The organism is Campylobacter concisus, assembly GCF_003049085.1.
Classification (GTDB): Bacteria; Campylobacterota; Campylobacteria; order Campylobacterales; family Campylobacteraceae; genus Campylobacter_A; species Campylobacter_A concisus_H.
This window is the reverse complement of record NZ_PIQX01000009.1, coordinates 1-25,200: the sequence shown is the minus strand read 5'-3', so window position 1 is coordinate 25,200 and position 25,200 is coordinate 1. Positions and strand designations below refer to the sequence as shown.

The window sequence follows — 25,200 nt, the reverse complement described above, 5'->3', positions numbered from 1 at the left end:
ACAATATCGGCAAACAGATTTAAATTTTAAGTGGATTATTTTTTATTGCGGTATTTTTCAAAAATGGCGATCATTTGGTATGAGTTTTGGGCGATTTTAAATTTATTTGGATTTTTGCCAAGTAGCTCTTCTCTTAAAGAGTCAATAAATTCTCTATCTTTTTTGCAAGCCTCAAAGCTCACTCGCCCCCTAAGTACGGCCATAAATATAATATCAGCAGTCGCATTTATCATCTCAAGCATTTTTTCTTCGCTCATTTTTGTGGATTTTGCCCTTTTTAAAGCAAATATTATTCCTTTACGCTCACAAAATTTACTATTTTTACCTCTTGGCCCTCTTTGCAAGCCTCCAGCGCAGCTGCGTTTTTCACCATATGAGCGCTTTTCATATGCTCTTTTTGGCTTGCAAGATCTTCCCAAATTTCCATAAAACAGTATTCGTTTTTACCGCCCGCAACTATGCCGCACTCGTAGCTTATGCAGCCTTTATCTTTTCTTGAAGCTGGCACGATCTCTTTTAAAATTTCTTCAAATTTCGCTTCACTCCCAGCTTTTAACTTTACATTTACATAAAATCCAATCATCTGCCCATCCTTTAAAAATTTTTGGCTAAAATAGCGCAATTTAGACGCAAGTTTGCGTATTACATTACAAGGCCTTTAAACGATGAAATGATACAAAACCCTAAATTTATAATTTCTAAAACCAACCAAAAACAATAAATTTAACCAAAATCGGAGAGAAAATGAAAAGACGAGACTTTTTAAGATTAAGCGCATTAGGCGCGGCTAGCCTTCAAGCAAAAGAGCTTGGAAGCGCAGAGCAAGCGTTATTTGACAAACAAAGCGGACTAAGCGCAAATAAATTTGGCCCATTTTATGTAAAAACTATCGCAGGACGCGTGGTCGAGACGGTGCCATTTGAGGGCGATGCTTATCCAAACGAGCTAAATAACGCAGTCATTGACTACATCCAAAACGAGAGCAGAGTAAAATATCCATTTGTTAGAAAGAGCTTTTTAGCCAATCCAAACAACCCAAAACCAGAGCTTCGCGGCAAAGAGGAATTTGTGCGTGTGAGCTGGGACGAGGCTATAAAGCTAAGTGCAAAAATTTTAAAAGAAAATTTTGATAAATACGGCGCTGAAGCGATCTACGGACAGGTTTATCAGTGGGGTAGCCTTGGCAAAGTTGGCCACAGCCAAAAGACCGCAAAAAGGCTACTTAACGTGCTTGGTGGCTATGTAAATGAGCTAGGTGGCTACTCATACGGCGCAGCGACTGTCATCATGCCTCACGTCACTGGCTTCGTCGATCCTGCGCTAGCGCCAACAAAGTGGGAGGCGATCTTAAAAAATGCCAAAACGATCGTATTTTGGGGTACAAATCCAGTTGTTTCAAATAAAATCGCCATTGGCGTGCCACTTCACAACTCATATAAATACTATGACGAGATCAGAAAAAAAGGCGAAAGCGGCGAGATGAAAATTTATAGCGTTGACGTTTATCACAACGATAGCGCAAAATACTTTAACTCAAAATACCTTGAAGTCGTGCCTTGCACCGATACGGCGATGATGATAGGTATGTGTAACTACCTTTATGAAAAAGGGCTTTACAGCAAAGAATTTATAGAAAAATACACCGTTGGCTTTGATAAATTTAAAGAGTACATGCTTGGCACAAAAGACGGAGTTAATAAAAACCTAGCTTGGGCAAGCAAAATTTGTGGTGTGAGCGAGCAAGATCTTGCGAAATTTAGCGAGGATCTAGCTAAAAACGACTCAGTCATAGTTAGTGGCTACGCCATACAAAGGCAAGATCACGGCGAGATGGCCTACTGGGCGCTAGTAACGCTAAATGCGATGCTTGGACACATCGGCAAAGAGGGTTGTGGCTTTGTCACAAATGACGGCATGCACAAAAACGCTGACGAGACCTTTGTAGCGCCTAAACTAGCAGCTTTTGAGACGAAGGTACCTCAAAAATTTATTGATAGCGGGCTGGTACCAAAGACAAAGGGCTACGAAATGCCAAACTCAAGGCTAATAGACGCACTTCTTAAGCCAGGCAAAGAGATAACAAGAAATGGCAAGAGCTACAAGCTACCAAAGATCAGAGTGATGTTTAACGCCAACGGCTCGACTTTCACAAGGCATCCTGACGCAAATAGAGCGATAAAAGCTATGCGAAACGTTAATGCCATCATCACTTGCGAGCCGTTTTGGACAAGTACAGCTAAATTTAGCGACATCGTCTTGCCAGCTGCGCTTGAATATGAGAGAACGGATATCGAAATGGCAAATTCAACGAGCGAGTATCTATTTGCGATGAAGCCACTAGTTAAGCCATTTGGCGAGAGTAAAAGTGACTTCGAGATCGCAAGACTGATCGCCAAAGAGTGGGGCAGAGAAGAGGCATTTAGCGAGGGTAAAAGCGAGCTAGAGTGGGTCAAGACAATATATGAAGATGCCGTTAAAAAGGCTACCGAGCTTGGGTATGAGAGCATGCCTAGCTTTGAGGAATTTTGGCAGAAGGGATATTTTAGATTTGACAAGATCGATGAGAAAAAACGCTACTTTACAAACTACAAGAAATTCCGCGACGATCCAGTGGCAAATCCGCTAAAAACGCCATCTGGCAAGATAGAAATTTACTCTGAAACGGTCGCTAGCTTTGGCTATGATGACTGCCCACCGCATGCAGCTTGGCTTGAGCCATTTGAGTGGCTGGGTGCAAAAAATAAAAAATACCCTATCGCAATTAGCGGCGCGCACTCTAAATTTAGGCTTCACTCACAGCTAAATAACTCCGTGCTTCGCAACTTTAACGAGATCGCAGAGCGCGAGCCAGTGCTTATAAATCCAAAAACAGCCGAGTCTAGAGGGATAAAGATGGGCGACGTGGTGCGAGTGTTTAATGATAGAGGCGAAATTTTGTGCGGTGCCTTTGTGACTGAGGACGTGCCACAAAATGTCGTAATAGTAAGCGAGGGCGCTTGGTACGACCCTGAAAAACCGGGCGAAAAGAGCCTTTGCTTGCACGGAAACTTAAACGTGCTAACAAAAGATGTACCATCAAGCAAGATGAGCCAGAGCAACACCGCTCACACAAGCCTTGTGAATGTCGAGAAATTTAAAGGCGTGCCAAAGCGCGTGACAGCATTTGACGCACCAAAGATCGGCGTAATGCACGCATAAAATTAAAGCTATCCTTGAATGGATAGCTTTAAGCTTTAAAAATTTTTATTTATCTTAATAACAATGAATTTTCACAAAGCTCTTCGATCTTTGAGATTTGCTCTTTGACTCTTTCTTTTAAGCCATCAAGCATTGCTATTTTTAAAGTATAAATTTCATTAAAATCGCTCTTTATATCAAGCAAAATTTTATTTAAAAACGAGCTGTTTGAGCACATTAAAGCTTCAAACTCATAAAGACTAAACGCATCAAGCATGCGCTCATAGACATCTTTTGCGCTTGGAATATAAAGTGGAGTATTCATCTGCAGATGCGATTCTAGCGTCTTTTCTATCTTTTGTTTTATAAAATAAACCGCGAGTTTGAGCGCGTTTTCATAGTTTGAGGCTAGCTTTATATCAAGCTTTTCAAAAAACAAAGAGACCTTTTGTGTGGCCTTAAATTTAGCCGTTTCATACTCTCTTAAAAAATTTTCATATGTCCGTCCGGCATAGGTATTTATGGATTTTGTTTCGTAAGCCAAGACTTGATCATCAAAGCTAGCGTAATTTTCATAGCGAGATTTATATATTAAAAATTTATCCTCTAAATTTTTATAAAGCTCATTAAACGCTGAAGTTATCGCATTTTCTAGCTCTTTTACATCTTTTTTGTAGCGTTTAAAAAATTTATTAAAAACTACATCTTCGTAGATAAGTTTTGAAAAGACTTCGTCGCTATCAAGGCTTATTACCTCAAAATTTTCACGCTTATAAATTTCTTTGTTTAAAAGCGTCTTTGAAGCATTAAATTTTGTCTTTGAAAAAGACTTAAGTAGCTTAAATACCTCATCGGCGGCAAGTTTTATGACTTCACTCATTTGACTATATCTTAAAGCGATCTTTGGTTTAAACTCCTCTTTTATCGCCTCTAGCCTCTCATCTAGCGAGCCACTAAATTCATCTAAAATAAACCGCGCATTATCATAAATTTCTAGATGTTTTTCTTGCTCGTTAGTTAGGAGTTTTACGATCTTTTTTGCCCTTGCTTTTATGAAATTTTCTTTAAAGCTCTTGTCTAAAAAGTATTCTTTAATAGCCTTTAGAGCTTCGTTAAAATTTGAAGCTTCAAGTGGGCTTTTGTCATTATTTGTAATGCCAAGGAGTGCTTGCTTTGATGAGATAGCGATGATGTCCTCAAAAAGCTCGCCATAAGTTTGCCTAGCGTGCTTTAGCAAACTTTCAAGCTCCTCCTCACTTAGCTTGTCTTTTTGGTTGATTAGGCAGATCGCTTTTAGATCATTTGCTTTTAAAATTTCTTTGATACTTTCAAGCTCGCTAGCCTTTGCAGCATTGTTTGCAAGGCTTAGCCATATCGCACCACTAACCTTTTTTAGCGTATTTTTTGTCTCTTTTGTGTCAGCATCTCTTAGCGAGTTTAGGCCAGGAGTGTCGATGAAATTTATCTCTTTTAAAATTTCACTTGGCGCATAAAGCGTCATGCTAGAAACTTGCTCGCCTAGCTTATTTAGCTCGGCCAGATCGCTACTTGCTAGTAGGCTTTCGCTGCCGTTTATAAATTTCACGCTTAGAAGTGGCATCTTTGCAAATTTTAGCCTCACAGCCTTTGCGGTGACTGGAGTTAGTCCTGATGGCAAGATATCTTGACCAAGAAGTGCGTTTAAAAACGTTGATTTCCCACTTGAAAATTGACCGATAACAGCTATTAGCGGCGGTTCATTTAGAGTGTCTATTAGTAAATTTAAGCTCTCTTTTATCTGCTCGCTTATATGCAAGCTAGGATCGTTTAGATCATTTACAAGCCTAGCTAGCTCGCCCTTAAAATCATTTGTAAAGACCTTAAAATATCTCGCTTTGTAGGCATTTATAAACTCATTAAACATTTTTCATATCCTCTAAAAGTGAGTAAATTTCATCTTGCAAGGAAGTCTTTTGTTTAAGCTTTGAAATTGAGCTTTGATTTTGTAAATTTAGCTCATTAAGTTTTTCATTGAGCACTAAAAGTCTTTGATTTAAAGCCTCTTTTTGGCTCATTTCATAAGCCTTTACTCGCTCTTTTAGTAGCTTTTTTTCATGTTCTGCTAGCGTCTCACAAAACTGCGATATGCTTTTATTGTTAAGTAAATTTTGTCTTAAACTTAAAAGTGCCTCATCTGGCTCACTTTTATTTAAAATTTTAGCTTCAAGCTCATCTAAAAGCTCGCTAAAATCAAGCTCCACGCCCATTTGCTTTAAAAAGTCATTTATACTAAAAATTTTATTTTCACTCACCTTAAAGCTATCAAAGCTTAAAGCGATATTTTGCTCGCACGACTTTGTCTGCACCAAAGTCTCATTTCTAGCCTCTCTCATAAGTGCCGCAACTCCGTCACAAAGTGTAGTTTTTGCTATTTGTGTAAGACGTTTTAGGTTTAAATTTTCTCTTTTATTTTTGCAGTAAGCGATCTCACTCTTAATCTTTTCGTTTAGATTTTGAAGTAATGCTTCAAGCCCCATTTTATAGATATCTTTTGCATTTTTATCATCGAGTTTTTTTAGCTCGCTTTCTAAAAGCCTTTCAAGTTTTGTGAAATTTTCATTAAGAGAATTTTTGATATTTGCTTGCTCGTTTTGCAAAGCTTCTAGCTCTAAACCAAATGCTTTAAGCTCTAAAATTTCAGCCTTTGTGGCTTCGAGTTTTGTTTTTAAAATATTTTGCAATTCTTTTTGATATGAGCTTAAAATGAGAGCTGATTTTTTAGAGTCTTTGCCAAAAAGTACATCGTAAAGATACTCTTTAAACTCCGGCACGCCACTATTTAAAGCGCCATCAAGATAAGCTTTCGCGCTAAGGGCAAAATAATCTATCTTGATATCATTTATCTGCTCGCCTATCGCCTTTTTTACGTAGTTAAGCGTTTCGTTAATATCCTTTGCGTCTAACTCATCAGCGTGAGTTAGCACAATAGCAACTCTTACAATGTGCGAGTTTTCGAGGCATTTTTTCAAAAATAGTGCATCTTTTTGCGTTGCGCTTTGTGAGGCGTTCATGAGGTGGGCTAAAAGGTCGCACTCTTTCATAAAATTTGTAGTTATTTGCTCTCTTAAAACGATCGCATCATCTATGCCCGGAGTGTCTATAATGCAGACATTATCTCTTAAAAGCTCCAAATCATCATAAAGCTCAACGCTTTTTACGAGATTTGCTGTTTTTGAGCTTGAAGATGTATAGTTTTTGATCTCATCTAGGCTGATCTCTACGCTACTAGCTGGTAAATTTTCGCTTGAAAGTCCAAGCTTTTCTAGCTCGTCTGGGCTATAAAAATTTACCTTTGCATAGCTATTTGATGCATGCTTTAAGATGGTTAAATTTATGGTCTCAGGCACATTTGAAGTGCCAAGGATGGATTTATTTAAAAGCGCATTTAAAAGCGTTGATTTGCCAGAGTTTATGATACCGCTTACTGCGATATTAAAAAGCGTTTCGTTTGATCTTTTTTTAGCGCTTTTTAAAGCTAGTAAAGATTCTTTATCTTCATCAAGCATACTTGCTTTTTCATTTATCTCGTTTAGAAAATCCAAGCTCTTGTGAAAGTGATCTTTTGGTTTTGTATTAGAAATTTCAGCCTTATTTTGATTTGAGTTTTTGCTTATAAATTTTATTAAAAAATCAAATTTTTCATGGCTAATTATCTTTTCATCGCATAGTTTTTGTAAGCGGGTTACGAATTCATCGCTTGAAATTTTTGCCTCATTTAGTGCTTTTAGCGTGGCTAGCTGGGCACTTTGTATGCTAAAGATATCAAGTCCTACGCCTAGCTTTTTTAAGATAGTTCTAAACTCGGCAAGAGCCATAAACTCATCTAAATTTTTCTCATCACAAGATAAAAGAAGCGCCAGTAGATCTGGGTAAAAAGGCACGCTCGCATCGGTATTGGCATAAATTTTATTTAAATGCCAAGCGTGATTTAAAAACTCGTCCATTAAAGATTCTTTTTTTAAAATTTTTTAGATTTTATTACGTTTTTACTTACGAAGCTATCAAGATTTAGGCGCAAAATTTATGTTTTTTAAAAAGTTTAATTTAACTCAAGCTTTTTAAAGCTAACTCTTGGATTTATATTTAGCTCGCTATGGCTTACAAACTCGCCTTTTAGGTACTTCTCACGTCCCGCTCTTGCTATCATTAAGGCGTTATCAGAGCAAAACTCAAGTGGAGCTAGCAAAAGCTCGCACTCGTTTTTTTGACAAAGCACCTCAAGCCTTTTTCGTAAATTTAGATTTGCACTTGCACCGCCAACTACGCCAAAACGCTTAAATTTTCTTAACCAAAAGACCTTTTCAAGCTTGTTTAAAATGTGCTCACAGGCAGTATTTTCAAATGCGTAGCAGATGTCAGCGATATCCTTTTGTGTGATACTTTCTAGCTTTGAAATTTCGACTCTGACTTGGTTTTTAAGCCCTGAAAAACTATATTCAAGGCGTTTATCGTGAAGAAGTGGAATGGTAAAATGAAACCTCTCTTTGTCTTTGCAAAGTAGGGCATTTTGCTGAACTACGGCACCGCCTGGATAGCCAAGATCAAGCATTTTAGCAACCTTGTCAAAGCTCTCACCAAAGCTATCATCGCCAGTGCTTGCAAGCTCCAAAATTTCATCATTTTCGCTTACTTCTAAGATCATCGTATGCCCGCCACTAACTAGCAGGACGCCAAGTGGAAAGGTGGCTTCGCGATCTAAAAATAGTGAGTAGATGTGACCAACTAGGTGATTTACGGCAATTAGCGGGATATTAAGAGCCACGCTTAGCGCTTTTGCCATGCTGACGCCACCTATTAGGCTCACACTTAACCCTGGCTCATTTGTCACAGCGATTGCTTTTATATCTTTAAAATTTGGCAAGATATTCTCTAAAAGTGCTGGCAGTGCCTTTGTATGAAGTCTAGCTGCAAGCTCAGGAACCACGCCACCAAAGATAGCGTGCTCCTCTTCTTGAGAAATTTTTTTATAATAAATCTTCTCTAAAGTGTGTTCATCTATGAGTGCGACCGAGCTATCGTCACAGCTACTTTCGATGCCAAGTATCATCTAAACTCCGCTAAGATCATGCCAGCAAATTTCTCTTTGCCATCTTCGTTTTTATAAAACTCGACTCTATAAATTTTGCCATCTTTATCGATGCTGTAGCTTTTGTTTAGGCTATTTTTAGTCACTTCTTGTTCGCTCTCATCTATGCTTTTTGTGCCATATCCTATGACATTTACGCGCACGTTTTTGAGTGATTTTATTTTAAAGCTCTTTTTTACGCTAAATTTATCACCACTTTTTAATGTAAGCTCGCTGCCGTCACTTATTAGCGAAATTTCCTCAAGTGGCTTTGTAAACTCAAAATATTGTGGTTTTAATCTAGTAACAAAGCGGTTGCCATACTGCACTTTGAAGCTACCATTTTCTTTTATCACAGCTATTAGTGGATTTGGTGAGCTATAGTTTAACTCACCTTTTTTAAGTGGGACAAAATTTATTAAAGGCTTTAGATTTTTAAGGCTTATCGCGTATGAATTTTCAAGTTCAAGTCTAATCTCTTTTTCGATTGCTTTTTTTACGCTTTTAACATCAAGGTTAAACGGCCTAGTAAAGCTGATGCCAGCCTTTTTCATATATTCTTCAATGGCGATTAGATGGTAATAAGTCCTTTGCTCGGCATTTAAATTTTTACTAGCTTCGTTTGCAAAGGCTGATTTATTTTGCGTGATAGCATAGTAAGTTAGGCTTTTTAGCATCTCTTTATCGCCCATTGCGGTGTGCGTGTTTTTGATGTGATACTGGTGCTTTTGATCCATTAGATGTTTATTTAGCACGTCTTTCACGCTTGAAGCGATACTTTCAAGCTCTGGATATTTTGAGCCAGGAAGCGTGCTTTGATCAATGATGCAAGTATTGCCCCATTTATCTGGATTTTCATCTTTGTTTATAAATTTATCTCTGTAATATCCGCTTCCATCGTGTAAATTTAAGATGAGCGTAACGTTTTTATCAGTGATGACGTCTTTTATCTTCATCACTGAGTTATAGTCTGGATCGTTTTTATCAACATGGGCAAATTTTCTATTCATATCTCCTTTTGTGCCACGACTTCGCTCGATTATGCTTGGGAAATTTAAATTTGGCACGACCCAAAGCGAGCCTTTTGTGATGTTATAGTCAGTTGCCACGATAGAGGCTGCCAAAAATCCACCCGGCTCATCGCCTTGAATACCGCCGATTAACAACATCGTGTTCTCGCTTGGCTCACCTTTTTTGATAAGCGCATAGTCTAAAGTATTGGCTAAACTAGCAGTGGTAAAGGTTAGTAAAAAAAGTAAAAATTTACGCATTAATATCCTTCATAATGCTTTGTCTTTGGTAAAAGCAAATTTAAAACTATACCAGTAACCGCACCAAGCCCTATACCTGAAAATTTAACCGCTCCAAGGTCAAGCACCATGCCGCCGATGGCAAAGATGAAGATGAGGGCTACGATTATCATGTTTCTAGGGTCTGCAAGATCGACTTTATTTTTTATAAGCGTCTCCATGCCAACGCTTGCGATGATGCCAAAAAGTAGCAGCATGATACCGCCTATGACTGGGGCTGGGATAGTTGAGAGCACCGCTCCTAGCTTGCCAACAAAGGCTAGCACAATGGCAGTGATAGCCGCAAAGGTCATAATCGCTGGATTATAAGCTTTTGTAAGGCTAACTGCGCCTGTGACCTCTGAGTAGGTGGTGTTTGGCGGACCACCAAAAAAAGCAGCAAGCGAAGTGGCAAGACCATCTCCAAGGAGCGTATTTTTAAGGCCTGGATTTTTTAGAAAATCTTCTTTTGTAACATTTGAGATAGCAAGCATATCTCCGATATGCTCGATTGCTGGAGCAATAGCGATAGGTATCATATAAATGATTGCTTCAAACTCAAATTTTGGTGTAGTGAAATTTGGCATTCTAAACCAAGGTGCATTAAAGATAGGGGTAAAATCAACCATGCCAAAGCAGTAAGCTACGATGTATCCGGTGATAATACCAAGCAAAATAGGTATAAGCCTAAACATGCCACGCCCAAGCATCATCACTAAAATAGTAGCCACTAGCGAAATGCCAGCGACGATCATCGCCTCGTTTTGGGTATAAATTTCAGTAGCTGATGTTGCCATTTTGACGGCATTTGGAGCAAGGATAAGGCCTATTGTCATGATGACAGGTCCAACGACAACTGGAGGCAAAATTTTATGCAAAATTTTCTCTCCGCCAAATCGGACCACAAGACTTAAAGCAACATAGAAAAATCCAGCAAATATAACGCCTCCCATCGTCACGGCTATGCCCCATTTTTCGATACCGTACTGAAGTGGCGCGATAAAAGCAAAGGAGCTTGCTAAAAAAATAGGCGGAACATTTTTTCTAGTGACTAGCTGAAAAAGTAGCGTGCCAAGACCGGCTGTAAAGAGAGCTACATTTGCATCTAGTCCTGTAAGTATCGGCACTAATACCAGTGCACCAAAGGCGACAAATAAAAACTGAACGCCGATTAAGCTTTGCTTGGGATCAAATTTATAACCCTCATACCTTTGCATTTAACATCCTTTTTGCGTAATTTCTAACTTCTTTATCAGCTTCAAAAATTTCATCAATATTTGAAATTTTAATATTTCTAAAATTTTTAACAGAGCTTAAAACGAGCCTTGAGATATCCAAAAACGAGCATTTTTTCTCTAAAAAACTAAATACTCCAACCTCATTTGCAGCATTTATCACTACACCTAGATCAGGGTTTGCCAGGACTTTATCTTTTAGCGAAAAAATGGGATATTTTTTAAGGCTAATTTTATGAAATTTTATATTTTTTAGATCAAGTAAATTTGCATGTGAAACGATATTTTCATTGATACTTTCAAACATAGCATGAGCGATAGCTAGCTTCATGTCAGGTCGCGAGAGGTGCATCGTGCTTGAGCCATCTATAAATTCAACTACGGCATGTATCGCAGAAGTTGGCTCTATCACAGCTTCGATCTCTTTGATGCCATAAAGCCAGTAAGCCTCCATCACCTCAAAAAGCTTATTTGCCATCGTCGCACTATCAATCGTTATCTTTGCGCCCATATCCCAGTTTGGATGCTTTAGCGCATCACTTGGCGTGGCGTCTTTTAGAAATTTGATCGGCTTTTTATAAAATGCGCCGCCACTTGCTGTGATGATGAGTCTTTTTGGTGCAGTTTTGTTTTCAAGTAGAAATTTAAGCCCAAAATGCTCGCTATCAATCGGCAAAATTTCTCTAGTCTTTAGAAATTTGCCGCCAACAACAAGACTCTCTTTGTTTGCAAGGGCAAGCCTTTTGCCAAGAGTTTGCGTCTTTAAACTAGGAGCAAGGCCAGCAAAGCCAACAAGGGCGTTTATTACCTTTTTTGAGCTTGAAATTTCTAGCATTTGTAGCAGTCCAGCCTCGCCAAAAAAGATATTTTTAGTTTCTATATTTTTTACGTTTTTAGCTAGCTTTTCATCGCCTACGCAGACAAATTTTGGTTTAAATTTTAAAATTTGCTCATTTAGTAAATCTACATTTTTAGCGCAGCTTAACGCCTCAACCTCTACGCCAAATTTTTCGCAAAGATTAAGGGCGTTTTTGCCGATTGAGCCAGTTGAGCCAAGTATTACCACGAGAGCGACCAAAGTAGGGCGACTACGCCAAATAAATAACCATCTATCCTATCAAGCATGCCTCCGTGTCCTGGGAAGAGTGAACCACTATCTTTGATGCCGCAAAGTCTTTTTAGGTAGCTCTCAAACAGATCTCCCCAAACTGCAAAGACGCAGACTAAAAAGCTTGAGAATAAAATTTGGAAAAATCCTTCAGTTACAAAATTTCCAACAATGCAGCCAATCACAGTGCCTATCGCCACACCGCCTGCTGCACCCTCTATTGTTTTGTTTGGTGAGCTTGGGCTAAATGGATGTTTGCCAAACATTTTACCAACAAAAAATGCACCACTATCGCTTGCAACTACGCTTAAAATAAGCCATACAAGATAGCCTACGCCATACTCTGAGTAAAGCATCCATATCATAAAGATCGGCGTGGTTGGATAGACAAAAGGTGCGACTAGTTTTAAATTTTCACTTTTTATGTGAGCTAGGATCGAAGCAACCAGCATGATAGCAAGGATCGCTATGAATATTGGATTTGTAAAATATGTAAGCACGTAAAAAGCAAGTGCGGCAAAAACTAGCTGTTTGTGATCGATATTATAAAGTTTGAGCGACTCATTAAATGCAAAATAAAGCACAGCGCCGAGCAAGATAAAATTTAAAATATAATTATCAATAAAAAAAACTACCAAAATAGCAACAAACATCAAAACGCCAGTGATTATGCGAGATTGCATATCCTCTCCTTAAAATCGTTATTTCACTGTAATTATAACACTTAAATTTTAGACGGCGTTTAGGTGATAAAATTTTAATAATTAATTTCTGCAGATGTGTGAAATTTGCTTTTTTGTTTATTGGTCTAAGATTTATTTAAGAAACTTAATAAGTATTTATTGAAATTAAATTATATGTTAATGGCACCTTTTTATAATCTCCGCACGAAAATAAAAAATAAGGAGAAAACATGAGAAATGTTAGCAAGGTTTACAATCCAAAAAGCTCGCACTGGGTGGGTGATGGATTTTTAGCATATCCGCTTTTTACACATATGGATGAAGTTGATAAAGGAACGAATCCTTTTTTGATGCTTGATTATGCAGCACCGCAGTATTTTGAGCCAAACAATGGACAACCTCGTGGCGTTGGCGAGCATCCGCACAAAGGTTTTGAGACAGTAACTATCGCTTATGCTGGTGAGGTTGAGCATAGAGACTCAACAGGTGGTGGTGGCGTCATAAAGCAAGGTGACGTGCAGTGGATGACAGCTGGTGCAGGAGTAACTCATCAAGAATTTCACTCAAAAGAATTTAGTCAAAAAGGTGGGCTTTTTGAGATGGTGCAGCTTTGGGTAAATTTACCAAAAGCACATAAAAATACGCAGCCTAAGTATCAGCACCTACCAAAAGAGCGTATCCCAGTGGTTAGTATGGGAGACGGTGAAGCTAGGATAATAGCTGGTGAGTATGAGAACACAAGGGGTGCTGCAAGCACATTTACGCCACTAAATGTCTGGGATATAAGCATAAAAGAAGATGGTAAGATAACGCTAGACTTACCAGCAAGCCACAATCTAAGCTTGGTCATCTTGCGTGGCAATGTGATAATAAATAACTCACAAAAAGCAAGTGAAACACAACTAGTAAGGTTTGAAAACGCTAGCGGTGCAGTAATCATAAAAGCTATGGGTGGTGAGGCAAAGATACTACTTCTCTCAGGTGAGCCGATAGATGAGCCAGTAGTAGGATATGGACCGTTTGTGATGAATACAAAAGAGGAGGTTAATCAAGCAATTGATGATTATCGCAGAGGAGAATTTGGGCAGATACCGGTGGAAAACTAAATAAAACGCACGTGGTTAAGGCCATGTGCGTATTTTAGAAATTTTGTTATTTTAGTCTTGGTTTATCTGTAAAGCTTTGTAAGATAGAGTCTTGCTAAGCTTTACAAAAGTAAAATCTTAAAAATTAAAGCGTTTTTGTATAAATTTAATAATGCCACAAAGCTTGCTTTTACTGTTTTGTTTTAAAATTTAAATAGCAAAAGATAATTTCAAATCAACGCCTTAAAAATTATTTTCCTCAAAAAAGTCGGTATCGATTTTGCAAATTTCATATATTTGGCTTGTTTGAACGCCGACTTTGTATTTTATCATTAGCTCGGCTAGTCTGTCGCCATCTATCAAAACCACACTAAAATTTTGATTATCTTTGGCGAAATTTTCAGCTTCTTTGGTAAATTTTGCCGTAGTGATAAAGACGCCTTTTTTAGTATTTTTATTTGAAATAGCGCCGATAAACTGCTGAATTTCTGGCCTACGGATATTACTGCCGTCTTTGTATCTTTTTGCTTGGATATAAATTTTAGAAAGCCCAAGTTCATCTTCGTCTATGATGCCATCTATCCCGCCATCTGGGCCTTTGTTTGTGAGATTTCCAGCTCCATAATTCATCTTTTCAAGTAGCTTTGTTACAAGGTATTCAAAAAATCTTGGCTCTTTTTCTAAAATGCTAGATAAAATTTCACTTTTTAGCTCCTCTTTGATTTTGCAAAGCGCTTCATCTATATTGTCATCTGGGGTATTTTCCGTGGCTTCTTTTTTCTCTTGCCTTATCTCTTGTTTGTAAATTTCATCGTACCAAGTGAGAAATTTGCTCTTTTTGTCCTTGCTACTTACTAGCTTTTTGCCAAAATTTGTTATGGCAAATAGGCTTCTACCAACTTTTTGAAGCAGCACTTTTTCTGGCCTTGATTTTACTTGAGCTGTTGTAGCCAGATAGGATAAGGCCCAGCCCGTCCTGCTTATATATGTAAAAGTTCCACTTTTTATTTTTTGTAAAATATCTTCGTCTTTTAACTTAAAATACTCAATTATAAATTTAGAAATTTCAGCTCTATTTGCTTCTTTCTTTTGCGCAACAAATTCTAAAATAGGCAGCATCATATCTTTATAACTTGGTAACATTTTATATCCTTAAATGAAGCAAATTTTTGAAATTATATAAATTTTTTGGCTTAAAAGCTATAATCAAAGCATGAGAAGTCTTGGCCTAACAAATTTTCTTTTAGAAAATATTAGCTTATTTGTAAATACCTTTGCTACGATATTTGCACTAATTTTTTGTTTTATTTCTGGTGTTGGAATCGTCTTTATATTTATCGCATTTCCACTTGGTTATATAATGGGCGCACTCTTATCAATCCCATTTTTGATATTTTTATTTTTCTTATTTTTATCTATTGATATCTTTTTATGCCTTTTGGCATCTATTTGCAGTCTTTTTTAACAAATTTAGAAGTAAATTTGGGGCTTTTACAGCCCCTTTGCTACTTTATAGCAGCCATTTTTCTACGCATATAAGCTATGCGGCTTTGAAGTGGTAAGTGTTTAGGGCAGTTGTCTTCACAGCCTAGCAAAGTCATACAGCCAAATACGCCGTCATCGTCGCCGATAAGCTCGTAAAAGTCCTCATCGGTTCGTTTATCAAGCGCGTCGATTTTAAACCTAGCTACGCGGTTAAGTCCGACCGCACCGATGAAATCAGGCCTCATGATAGCAGTACCACACGCAGCCACGCAGATACCGCACTCGATGCAGCGATCAAGCTCAAATACCTCTTGAGCTACTTCAGGCTCGACTTTTTCCTCAAGCTTAGAGATATCGGTCTCGTGGTCGGTGTGTATCCAGCTCTCCACACGCCTACTCATCGCATTCATCCAGTTACCCGTGTCTACGCTTAAGTCTTTTAGTAACTTAAATACTGGCAAAGGCATAAGCTCAATTACTCCGCTTTCAAAATCCTTAGTAAGAGTTCTACAAGCTAATCTTGGCTTACCATTTACAAGCATGCCACAACTTCCACAAATTCCAGCACGACAAACAAAGTCAAAGCTAAGATCTGGGTCAAATTTCTCGCGAATCATATTTAACGCGATAAATAATGTCATGCCATCAGTCTCTTCTAGCTCGTATGTCGCAAAATGCGGCTTTGAAATTTTGCTTAACGGATTATATTTAAATGCTTTTATGGTTATTTTTCTACTCATATCCTATTCCTGCTCTTTCGTTTGGTGCTTTATATTTTGGTTGAAGATCATAGTGCATTAAAGCCTCTTGAATTTCTTGTCTGCTCTTACCTTCAGCTTGCATTTTCTCACGAATTTCATCAACCTCTTTTTGGCGGATGGCACTATCTGGATGCTCAATAATATTACCTTTCGCACCATAGCCTCTAAATGCTGGTGGCATTTCCATTTTCATAATATCAAGTGGCTCATATACGATAGTCGGTAGCGTATCGCCTTCTTTCCAGCTAGTTAGAGTTCTGTTTAGCCAGTTTAGGTCGTCGCGTTTCGGATAGTCCTCGCGGCAGTGCGCTCCGCGGCTCTCGGTGCGATCAAGCGCGCCTTTTGCGATACAAAGGGCTAGTTTTAGCATCTTTGGTACGCGGTAGGCTTCCTCAAGCTCAGGGTTGCCAAATAGCGCCTTGTTGGTGACTTTGACGTCCAAAGATTGTTTATAAAGCTCTTCTAGCTCTTTTACCGCTACGGCTAGACCTTCGCCGGTTCTAAAGATCGCCACGTGCTCCCACATAATGTCTTTCATCTTGTTTTTGATCTCAAATACGTTAAATTTGCCCTCTTTTTCTACTAGGCTTTTTAGATAGTCTTCCTCTTTTTTAACGAATTTTTCGATATCTGCGGTATTTATATCGATCTCATGGCTGCCGCAGTAGTCGGCAAAATAGTCCCCAACGATCATGCCAGCTACCACCGTTTCCGAAACGGAGTTGCCACCTAGGCGGTTAAATCCGTGCATATCCCAGCACGCAGCCTCGCCAGCGCTAAATAGACCCGCTAGCGTCGGGCTCTCGCCTGTAGACTTAGTTTTTATGCCGCCCATAGAGTAGTGCTGCATAGGCAGGATCGGCGCCCAGCCTTTACCGCGTTGGCGACCGTTTTCGTCGGTATACACTTCGGTGTCGGCAGGATCGATACCGTTAAAGATTTCGCAAATTTCTTGAACGTCGCGTAAATTTTTCTCTATATGCTCGCGTCCTAAGATCGAGATATCAAGCCAAACGTGATATCCGTATGGGCTAGGTACGCCCTTGCCTGCGCGGATATGCTCCATGATGCGGCGACTTACGACGTCGCGGCTAGCTAATTCTTTTTTCTCAGGCTCGTAGTCGGGCATAAAGCGGTATCCGTCCACGTCGCGTAAAATTCCGCCGTCGCCGCGGCAACCTTCTGTTAAAAGAATGCCTGATGGAACGATCGGAGTCGGGTGAAACTGAACAGCTTCCATATTTCCTAGCTGAGCTACGCCGGTCTCAAGTGCGATGGCCGCGCCGATACCTTCGCAAACTACGGCGTTTGTAGTGTGTTTATAAACCCTACCGTAGCCGCCCGTAGCGATTAGCGTACCTTTTGCGACGTATGCCGTGATCTCGCCGTTAACTAGATCACGAACGATCGCACCGTAACAGCGGTTATTTGCGTGGATTAGCGCGATAGCTTCTTTTCTATCGTGGATTTCGACGTTGTGCTTTAGAGCTTCGTTCGCTACGGCAAAAAGCATAGTGTGTCCGGTAGCGTCGGCCGTAAAGCATGTTCTCCATTTTTTAGTTCCGCCAAAGTCGCGAGAGTGGATGAGCCCGTGAACCTCTTCTTTTTCTACGATAGTCGTTTTTTGAGCGTTGATGATAGCGCTTCTCTCGCCTTTTGTTATACGAGTCCAAGGCACGCCCCAAGCAGCTAGCTCGCGGATCGCCTTAGGCGCGGTTTGACAAAACATACGCGCTACCTGCTGATCGCAGCCCCAGTCGCTACCTTTTACCGTGTCGGCAAAGTGTACGTCCTCGTTGTCGCCTTCGCTCATTTTTGAATTTCCCAAAGAGGCTTGCATGCCGCCTTGCGCAGCCGCAGAGTGTGAGCGCTTTACAGGTATGAGACTTAAAACGACGGTGCTTAAGCCCTTTTCTCCAGCAGCCACAGCAGCTCTAAGACCAGCTAGACCGCCTCCGATAACTAATGCATCATAATATTTTACATTCATCTTCTAGCTCCTTTTTAATGGCTGATCCACACGAAATCGGCGATTAGCGCAATTATAGCAAGTATGCCATAAACGGCAAATACAATTGTTTTTGCCTTATTTCTTTTGGCAAACATTTCGTGCTTATTTGCACCATCAATGCTTATCCATTTGACATACAAGCGGTACATACCGATACTAGCGTGAACGACCATGAAAACAAGTAGCGCGAAGTAAAAAAATTCTAGTTGATGAAATGCAGCCGCTGATTTGTCGGCAGTAATATGTCCGCCAAAGACTATATCCACTAGGTGTGCGCTGGCTGCGAAAAATAGAGCAAAACCGGTTAAAAACTGAAACCACCAGAGCGTAGTATCAAGGTGCTTCATGCGGTCTTTGTGGCCTCTAAACATTAGATATTGTCTATAGTTTGCTGGAAATTTTCTCATAGCTAAAAATGCATGAGCGATAAAAATGGCGAATATTACCGCGGCAATAACGTTAGTGATCCACCAAGTAGTTTCTCCAAATAAAAATTTAGCCTCCGCAAACCCTACGACAGCGTTAAATGCGTCTTTGCCAAGTAGTATAGTAGAAGTAAAAACCATATGACATAAAATAAAACAGGCCAAAATAAACCCTGTAATACTTTGCCATCTATCCCAAGCGGCTGGAGTGCGACTTTTTTTGTCGTCCGACCGTTTTCCCAAAAAACCTTCTATAAGCCCGGTCATGAGCCCTCCTAAGAAATTTGAAATAAATTATCATTTCTTAATACTAATTTAAATATTAGTATTAATTGATAAAGCTAATGCTAGCAGATTTTTACTTTAATATTTTTTAAACACTTATATTAGAGCTTTGAAAATTTTTTATAAAGCATGGCATAAATAAAAATTCCAAAACCACACATGATAAGTGATAATATTTGACCCATTGAAAGATTAAAAATAATAAATCCAAGCCCTGAATCAGGCTCTCTAAAAAATTCACAAATAAATCTTGCAAAAGTGTATAAAATAGCATAAAGCGCTATCAGCTCGCCATTAAATTTCTTAAATTTTCTATATAAAAATAAAATAATAAAAATAACTAAACCTTCTAAGAATGCCTCATAAAGCTGACTAGGATGTCTTGATTGCCCAAAAACATTTATCGCCCAAGGCACGTCTGTGACGCGTCCAAAAAGCTCTTGATTTAAGAAATTTCCGACCCTGCCAAATGTATAGCCAAAAGGTATGCAAACGGCACAAAGATCAAGTAGCTGCCATAAATTTTGTTTATACCTTTTGCAAAATAGATATGTCGCAAGCAAAAAGCCAACTACTGCTCCGTGGTAACTCATGCCACGAATTCCTATAAATTCGCCGTTATGAAATGGATTAAAAATTTGCCAAGGTTGTGTCAAGTAGTAGCTTACTTCGCCTGAATAGACTAAAACCCAGCCAAGCCTAGCACCTAAAATAATGCCTATTTCAACCCAGAAAAAGTAGTTATCCAAAAGCTGATTTGAGATTGGGATTTTATCTTTTTTAACGAGATATTTTGCCATGGCAAGTGCTAAAACAAGGGCTAAAATATACATAAGCCCATACCAGTGCACGCTAAAGCCAAAGATACTAAAGGCTACTGGATTAAAGTGGTTATAAATGTCGTTCCAAATTTCCATTTTTACTTTCTTTTTAAAATTTTTGCGATTTTACAATGATTTAGCTTTGATGAGCGAATAAGCTCTTGCTACTAAGCGCAAGGGCTAAAAATTTAAACTCGCTTGCTTCAAATTCTTTGCAAAATTTAAATAGCTCGGCAAACTCAGCCTCGTTTAAATTTACGCTCCAGATCGCTCCAGAGTCATTAAATTCTCTTTCAAACTCGCTTAAATTTTTAGTAGAAAAATAGTGCTCAAAGCGGCTCATCAGCGAAAACGGCGTAAAAAATTTGATCTCATCTTTTATCTCAAATTTCATCACGCCATCATCTTTTATCGCTTCATTTATCACCTCATTTACAGCCCCAGAGTAGGCTCTTACAAGCCCTCCAGTGCCAAGCTTTATCCCGCCAAAATACCTGACTATCAAGACGCCAACATTTATAAGATCAGCGCCCCTTAGTGCATTTAGGCTTGGCTGACCGCTAGTGCCCTTTGGCTCGCCATCGTCGCTTTGATTTTCGACTATTTGTCCGTATTTGTTTAACTCCCTTGTTGCCCAAACTACGTGAACGGCCTTAAAATGCTCCTCTTTTAGGCGTTCATGTAAGCTTTTAAATTCGCTTATCGGGCATAAAAATGCTAAAAAATTTGACTTTTTTATATCAAGCTGTGCTTTAAAAATCCTATCAATCGTCTGCAAATTTGCTCTTTTTTTAAAATTTTAAAAATCTTATCAATTTGCTAATTAAAGCCTTGTAAATTCAGACAAATTTATATTATTAAGGAAAAGATAGTAGAATTTTGCAATTTTTCATGAAGGACTAAAATGATACAAACTTGCCTATTTCCAGCGGCTGGATACGGAACGAGGTTTTTACCAGCTACAAAATCGCTCCCAAAAGAGATGTTGCCAATCCTTACAAAACCGCTCATTCACTACGGCGTTGATGAGGCACTTGAGGCTGGCATGGATAATATGGCCTTTGTCACAGGACGCGGAAAAAGGGCGCTTGAGGACTATTTTGATATAAGCTATGAGCTGGAAAAAGAGATCGCTGGTAGCTCAAAAGAGTCACTGCTAAGCGAAGTTAGAAATTTAATGAGTTCATGCACATTTTCATTTACTAGGCAAAATGCTATGAAAGGGCTTGGACATGCCATTTATACGGGCAAAACTCTAGTTCGTGACGAGGCATTTGGGGTCATTTTGGCAGATGATCTATGTATAAATGAAAACGGCGAGGGTGTGCTTTCACAGATGGTTAAAATTTATGAGAAATATCGCTGCAGCGTCGTTGCAGTGATGGAGGTGCCAAAAGAGCAGACTAAGTCTTATGGCGTCGTAAGCGGCAGGTTTATAGAAGATGATCTTATAATGGTTGATGATATGGTTGAAAAGCCTGATCCTGCCGAGGCTCCGACAAATTTAGCGATAATCGGGCGCTACATCCTAACGCCAGATATTTTTAATATCTTAGAGCGAACAAAACCAGGCAAAAACGGCGAAATTCAGATTACAGACGCGCTAAAAATGCAGGCAAAAGATGGCATGGTGCTGGCTTATAAATTTAAGGGTAAGAGGTTTGACTGCGGCAGTATCGATGGGTTCGTCGAGGCTACAAATTTCTTTTACGAGTGCAGTAAATGATAGAGACTTCATTTAAATTTAACTTTGCAAGTAGCGATGTCATCGACTCATACGCCAAACGCATAAATGACGAGTACGAAAGCGGCGAGATAGGCTACTACCACCTGCCAGTGCTTGGGCAAAATTTACTAGGCGAGATCGAGGAGTATGAAAAGGGGCTAGCTCATATCAAAAATGTAGTACTTGTTGGCATTGGCGGCAGCAGTCTTGGCGTAAAGGCGCTAAAATTGATGCTTGATGGCACAAAGGGGATAAAAAGAGAGCTTTTATTTTTAGATAACGTTGATCCTTGCAGCTACAAAAGCACGCTTGATGGGCTAAATTTTGACGAAACGCTTTTTATAATAAGCTCAAAATCAGGCAATACGATCGAGACGATCACTATTTTTAAGTGCCTGCTTGATGACTTTAAGCCTCAAAATTTAGGCAAAAATTTCCTCATCATCACTGATCCTGGGACAAATTTAGAAAATTTTGCCAAAGAAAATGGCATTAAATTTTTTAATATCCCAAAAAATGTTGGAGGGAGATTTAGCGTGCTAAGTGCGATAGGTCTTGTGCCTCTTGGTATCTGTGGCTACGATATAAAGGCACTTTTGGATGGCGCGCTTGCTTGCAAGAAGCAATACATCGAGCAAAAGGATAGTTCAATAGTCGCTAAAGCTTACCACTACGCCACTAGCAGAAATGCGAGCATAAATGTCATATTTAGCTATTGCGATAGATTTTTTGAATTTAACGACTGGTACGTGCAGCTTTGGGCGGAGAGCCTTGGTAAAAAAAGAGGCTATAAAAGGGTTGGCCTTACGCCAGTTGGACTTGTCGGTAGTCGCGATCAGCACAGCTTTTTGCAGCTTATCATGGACGGTGTAAAAGATAAGAGTGTGACATTTATAAAGATAAAAGATCACGCGAGCGACAAGGCTATCCCAAATTTGAGCCTAAAAGGGCTTGAAGAGTGCAATTTTGTGGCAGGTCTAAGCCTAAATGAGCTTATAAATTTGCAGTGCGACGCGACAGCTATGGCGCTGGTGCAAGAGGGCATAAGTGTCGATACTATCACGCTTGAGAGGCTTGATGAGTTTCATGCTGGCTGGCTCATTTTCTACTACGAGTTGCTCACCTCGGCCACTGGCATCATGCTAGGCATCAACACCTATGATCAGCCGGGCGTTGAGATAGGAAAACGTATCCTAAAAACCATGCTTTTAAAGTAAGAAATGAAGAAATTTCTGCTTTTGGCTCTTTTTGCCACACAAATTTTTGCCTTTTCGACGAGTAAATTTGTAAATGATGCTAGGTCGCAGATCGGCGTGACGCTAAGTTACGATCCAAGCTACGAAAGGCTCGCCTATCCTATGGGCGACGTGGATATCAAAAAGGGCGTTTGCACCGACGTTGTGGTAAGGGCGCTACGTCATCAGGATATGGATCTGCAAAGGCTCATTTTTGAAGATATGAGTAGAAATTTCGCAAGCTATCCTAAAAAATGGGGCCTTAAAAAGGCTGATAAAAACATCGATCACAGGCGTGTTTTAAACATCGCTACCTATCTAAAAAGGAAAGGTTTTGAGGTGAGTGATGATAAATTTCTGCCAGGGGATATCGTCACATGGATGCTACCAAGAAATCTGCCTCACATCGGCGTGATCTCAGATAAATTTGAAGGCCAAACACCGCTTGTCATCCACAATATCGGCTCTGGCGTACAAGAAGAAAACATACTTTATAGCTACAAAATTACAGGTCATTTTAGGCTAAAGTAGCAAAATGGCTTTTTAATCAAATTTTAGGCAAAATCTCAAAAAATAAATTCAAGGAAAAATAATGTTAGAAGTTAGGGGACTTACTCAAAGATTTGCAAGCAGTTTGCTATTTGAGGATGTAAATTTAAAGCTAAATCGCCACAACAGATACGGACTAATCGGTGCAAATGGCGCTGGCAAATCGACATTTTTAAAAATTTTAAGCGGAGCCATCGAGCCAACTAGCGGCGAGATCATCATAGAAAATGGACTAAAGGTTGGCGTGCTTGGACAAGATCAGTTTGCGTTTGAAAATTTCACTCTAAAAGACGCGGTACTTTATGGCAACAAACGCCTATATGACGCTGTAAAAGAGAAAGAAAAGCTCTATATGAGCGAGGAATTTACAGATGAGATAAATGAGCGCTTAAGCGAGCTTGAGATGATAAGCGCCGAGGAGGATCCAAGCTACGAGTACGAGACTAGGATAGAAAAAATTTTAAGCTCGCTTGGGTTAAATGAATTTGATAAGCTAATGAGCGAGGTCGAAAACTCAGATAAAGTTAAAGTTTTGCTAGCTCAAGTACTATTTCCAAAGCCAGACATCTTGTTCTTAGACGAGCCAACAAACAACCTTGATATAGACTCGATCGCATGGCTAGAAAACGAGCTAAACCGCCACGAGGGCACGCTTGTGGTTATCAGCCACGACAGACACTTTTTAAATAGAGTTTGCACAAACATTTTGGATGTGGATTTTAAGAAAATTCGCGAGTTTTCAGGCAACTACGACGACTGGTATATGGCTGCAAATTTGATCGCAAAGCAGCATGAGATGGAACGCGATAAGAAACTAAAAGAGAAAGAGGAGCTGGAGAAATTTATCGCGAGATTTTCAGCAAATGCGAGTAAGGCAAAGCAGGCGACCTCTCGTGCAAAGCAGCTTGAAAAGCTCGATATCGCAGAGATCGCAGTTTCAAGCAGACGTGATCCAAGCATATTATTTCGTGCAAACCGTGAGATAGGAAACGAGCTAATAGAGCTTAAAAATGTAAGTAAGAAATTTGATGATAAGGCGATATTTGAAAATTTTAACTTTAAGCTTGAAAAGGGCGACAAGCTAGCCATCATCGGCCATAACGGTGTTGGTAAAAGTACGCTTTGCAAGATCATAATGGGCGAGCTAAAGCCTGATGCGGGCGAGGTACATATAGGCGCAACCATCGAGCTAGGATATTTTGCGCAAGATACGGTAAATAAGATAGATGGCGAGCTAAAGCTTTATGAGTACTTGCAAGATGCTAAAAACAAGGACATAGACGAGATCAGAAAGTGCCTCGGCAGGATGCTCTTTAGTGGTGCCGAGCAAGAAAAGGCAGTGGGCGCGCTAAGCGGTGGCGAAAAACACCGCGTGAGACTAGCTCAGCTCATGCTTCATAGACCAAATTTACTTGTCATGGACGAGCCAAACAACCACCTCGATCTTGAAGCTATCATCGCGCTTGGCGAAGCGTTTTATAACTTTAACGGCTCAGTCATCTGCGTGAGCCACGACAGGGAGCTTATAGACGCCTTTGCAAATAGAATTTTACACCTAAAAGGCAATGGCGAAGTGGTTGATTTTAAAGGTACATACGAAGAGTATAGAGCAAATTTAGGGCTTGAGAGCTAAAATTTATTATTTCTTGCTCCTGATTGTAGGGGCAAGATTAAAATTTATATTTACTACAATTTCTTGTAAGTATTAATCTAACCATATAAATTAAAAATAGCTTATAAAAATTATTAAAATCCAATAAAAAGACTTTATAAATAAGAAAGAAAATTAATAAGAATTTTATAAAGCATTAGTAAGATTTATAAAATAAAATTTATTAAATAATATTTTTATGATGCTTAGTTTAAGGGCTCTATTTAAAAATTTAATAAATTTACTTTGCAATATGGTGATATTTACTTAGTTTTTACTTTCTAAATTAATATTAGAAATAAAATTTAACTTTATTTTTTATATTTTTGGATATAAAAAGTGTGATTTAATATTTATTTTATGTTTTTTTTTCAGAGCTACGGCAATCACCGAGTTTGACACCCTGCGTTGCGGCGGCGGCGTCAGATGTGTATAAAGGACAGATCGTACGTTTGCCGCATTCAGTCTTTGCGCCATATACGTCAATTACGACAAATATTTTGTTTTTTAACGCTAGCGAGCCGACAAGTAAAATTTGGTTTTACCGCCTAGATATGCCTGAAGGACAAA

At 39.2% G+C, this 25,200-nt stretch carries 21 protein-coding genes; 6 read left to right on the top strand and 15 right to left on the bottom strand.

Going from position 1 to position 25,200, the window contains the following annotated elements; all coding sequences use genetic code 11:
- Positions 1-35: 35 nt before the first annotated feature.
- Together CVT13_RS09425 and CVT13_RS09420 are read right to left on the bottom strand one after the other, a co-directional pair.
- Positions 36-257, bottom strand: a complete 222-nt coding sequence (locus CVT13_RS09425) for a hypothetical protein (RefSeq protein WP_021091847.1) — start codon at positions 255-257, stop codon at positions 36-38.
- Positions 258-289: 32 nt separating this feature from the next.
- Positions 290-583 (bottom strand): putative quinol monooxygenase, encoded by a 294-nt coding sequence (locus tag CVT13_RS09420; RefSeq protein ID WP_107812387.1) that lies wholly within the window; start codon positions 581-583, stop codon positions 290-292.
- A gap of 161 nt (positions 584-744) precedes the next feature.
- On the opposite strand from CVT13_RS09420, the gene CVT13_RS09415 reads away from it, so the two are divergent.
- Positions 745-3,198 (top strand): molybdopterin-dependent oxidoreductase, encoded by a 2,454-nt coding sequence (locus tag CVT13_RS09415; protein WP_107812386.1) that lies wholly within the window; start codon positions 745-747, stop codon positions 3,196-3,198.
- A 49-nt stretch (positions 3,199-3,247) separates the two neighbouring features.
- Here the strand turns inward: CVT13_RS09415 and CVT13_RS09410 are convergent, their stop codons facing one another.
- From CVT13_RS09410 to CVT13_RS09380, 7 genes are all read right to left on the bottom strand, one after another.
- On the bottom strand, positions 3,248-5,080 hold the full coding sequence (locus CVT13_RS09410) for a dynamin family protein (protein ID WP_107812385.1): 1,833 nt from the start codon (positions 5,078-5,080) through the stop codon (positions 3,248-3,250).
- Positions 5,073-7,160, bottom strand: a complete 2,088-nt coding sequence (locus CVT13_RS09405; protein WP_107812384.1) for a dynamin family protein — start codon at positions 7,158-7,160, stop codon at positions 5,073-5,075. The genes CVT13_RS09410 and CVT13_RS09405 overlap by 8 nt, the downstream gene beginning before the upstream one ends.
- A gap of 95 nt (positions 7,161-7,255) precedes the next feature.
- Positions 7,256-8,263, bottom strand: a complete 1,008-nt coding sequence (tsaD, locus tag CVT13_RS09400; RefSeq protein WP_107812383.1) for a tRNA (adenosine(37)-N6)-threonylcarbamoyltransferase complex transferase subunit TsaD — start codon at positions 8,261-8,263, stop codon at positions 7,256-7,258.
- Positions 8,260-9,552 (bottom strand): M99 family carboxypeptidase catalytic domain-containing protein, encoded by a 1,293-nt coding sequence (locus CVT13_RS09395; protein WP_107812382.1) that lies wholly within the window; start codon positions 9,550-9,552, stop codon positions 8,260-8,262. Before CVT13_RS09395 ends, tsaD begins: the two co-directional genes overlap by 4 nt.
- Positions 9,552-10,787: a uracil-xanthine permease family protein gene (locus CVT13_RS09390; RefSeq protein ID WP_107710037.1), complete on the bottom strand. Its 1,236-nt coding sequence runs from the start codon at positions 10,785-10,787 to the stop codon at positions 9,552-9,554. Before CVT13_RS09390 ends, CVT13_RS09395 begins: the two co-directional genes overlap by 1 nt.
- Entirely contained in the window at positions 10,774-11,883 is a 1,110-nt protein-coding gene (gene dxr / locus CVT13_RS09385; RefSeq protein ID WP_107812381.1) for a 1-deoxy-D-xylulose-5-phosphate reductoisomerase, read from the bottom strand. Before dxr ends, CVT13_RS09390 begins: the two co-directional genes overlap by 14 nt.
- Positions 11,865-12,596 (bottom strand): phosphatidate cytidylyltransferase, encoded by a 732-nt coding sequence (locus CVT13_RS09380; RefSeq protein ID WP_107812380.1) that lies wholly within the window; start codon positions 12,594-12,596, stop codon positions 11,865-11,867. Before CVT13_RS09380 ends, dxr begins: the two co-directional genes overlap by 19 nt.
- A 230-nt stretch (positions 12,597-12,826) precedes the next feature.
- On the opposite strand from CVT13_RS09380, the gene CVT13_RS09375 reads away from it, so the two are divergent.
- Entirely contained in the window at positions 12,827-13,702 is an 876-nt protein-coding gene (locus CVT13_RS09375; RefSeq protein WP_107812379.1) for a pirin family protein, read from the top strand.
- Between the two features lie 222 nt (positions 13,703-13,924).
- Here the strand turns inward: CVT13_RS09375 and CVT13_RS09370 are convergent, their stop codons facing one another.
- From CVT13_RS09370 to CVT13_RS09340, 6 genes are all read right to left on the bottom strand, one after another.
- On the bottom strand, positions 13,925-14,824 hold the full coding sequence (locus CVT13_RS09370) for a restriction endonuclease (RefSeq protein ID WP_107812378.1): 900 nt from the start codon (positions 14,822-14,824) through the stop codon (positions 13,925-13,927).
- A gap of 362 nt (positions 14,825-15,186) precedes the next feature.
- Complete coding sequence (locus CVT13_RS09360; RefSeq protein ID WP_021091811.1) at positions 15,187-15,906, bottom strand: fumarate reductase iron-sulfur subunit; 720 nt, start codon at positions 15,904-15,906, stop codon at positions 15,187-15,189.
- Positions 15,899-17,917, bottom strand: a complete 2,019-nt coding sequence (locus tag CVT13_RS09355) for a fumarate reductase flavoprotein subunit (protein ID WP_107812376.1) — start codon at positions 17,915-17,917, stop codon at positions 15,899-15,901. The genes CVT13_RS09360 and CVT13_RS09355 overlap by 8 nt, the downstream gene beginning before the upstream one ends.
- 14 nt (positions 17,918-17,931) lie before the next feature.
- The gene (locus tag CVT13_RS09350) at positions 17,932-18,630 is read right to left on the bottom strand and encodes a fumarate reductase cytochrome b subunit (RefSeq protein WP_107793485.1); all 699 of its coding nucleotides are present in this window, start codon (positions 18,628-18,630) and stop codon (positions 17,932-17,934) included.
- 119 nt (positions 18,631-18,749) lie between these two features.
- Complete coding sequence (lgt, locus tag CVT13_RS09345; RefSeq protein WP_107812375.1) at positions 18,750-19,565, bottom strand: prolipoprotein diacylglyceryl transferase; 816 nt, start codon at positions 19,563-19,565, stop codon at positions 18,750-18,752.
- Between the two features lie 40 nt (positions 19,566-19,605).
- On the bottom strand, positions 19,606-20,247 hold the full coding sequence (locus CVT13_RS09340; protein ID WP_107812374.1) for an IMPACT family protein: 642 nt from the start codon (positions 20,245-20,247) through the stop codon (positions 19,606-19,608).
- A 126-nt stretch (positions 20,248-20,373) separates the two neighbouring features.
- Here CVT13_RS09340 and galU point away from each other — a divergent pair, with 126 nt between their 5' ends.
- The 4 genes from galU (at position 20,374) to abc-f (ending at position 24,612) form a co-directional block, all read left to right on the top strand.
- Positions 20,374-21,195, top strand: a complete 822-nt coding sequence (gene galU / locus CVT13_RS09335) for a UTP--glucose-1-phosphate uridylyltransferase GalU (RefSeq protein ID WP_107812373.1) — start codon at positions 20,374-20,376, stop codon at positions 21,193-21,195.
- On the top strand, positions 21,192-22,412 hold the full coding sequence (locus tag CVT13_RS09330; RefSeq protein ID WP_107812372.1) for a glucose-6-phosphate isomerase: 1,221 nt from the start codon (positions 21,192-21,194) through the stop codon (positions 22,410-22,412). Before galU ends, CVT13_RS09330 begins: the two co-directional genes overlap by 4 nt.
- Positions 22,413-22,415: 3 nt before the next feature.
- A complete protein-coding gene (locus tag CVT13_RS09325) occupies positions 22,416-22,961 on the top strand; it encodes a DUF1287 domain-containing protein (protein WP_107812371.1) in 546 nt (181 codons plus the stop codon).
- Positions 22,962-23,022: 61 nt separating this feature from the next.
- A complete protein-coding gene (gene abc-f / locus CVT13_RS09320) occupies positions 23,023-24,612 on the top strand; it encodes a ribosomal protection-like ABC-F family protein (protein ID WP_107812370.1) in 1,590 nt (529 codons plus the stop codon).
- The last annotated feature ends 588 nt before the right edge of the window (positions 24,613-25,200 follow it).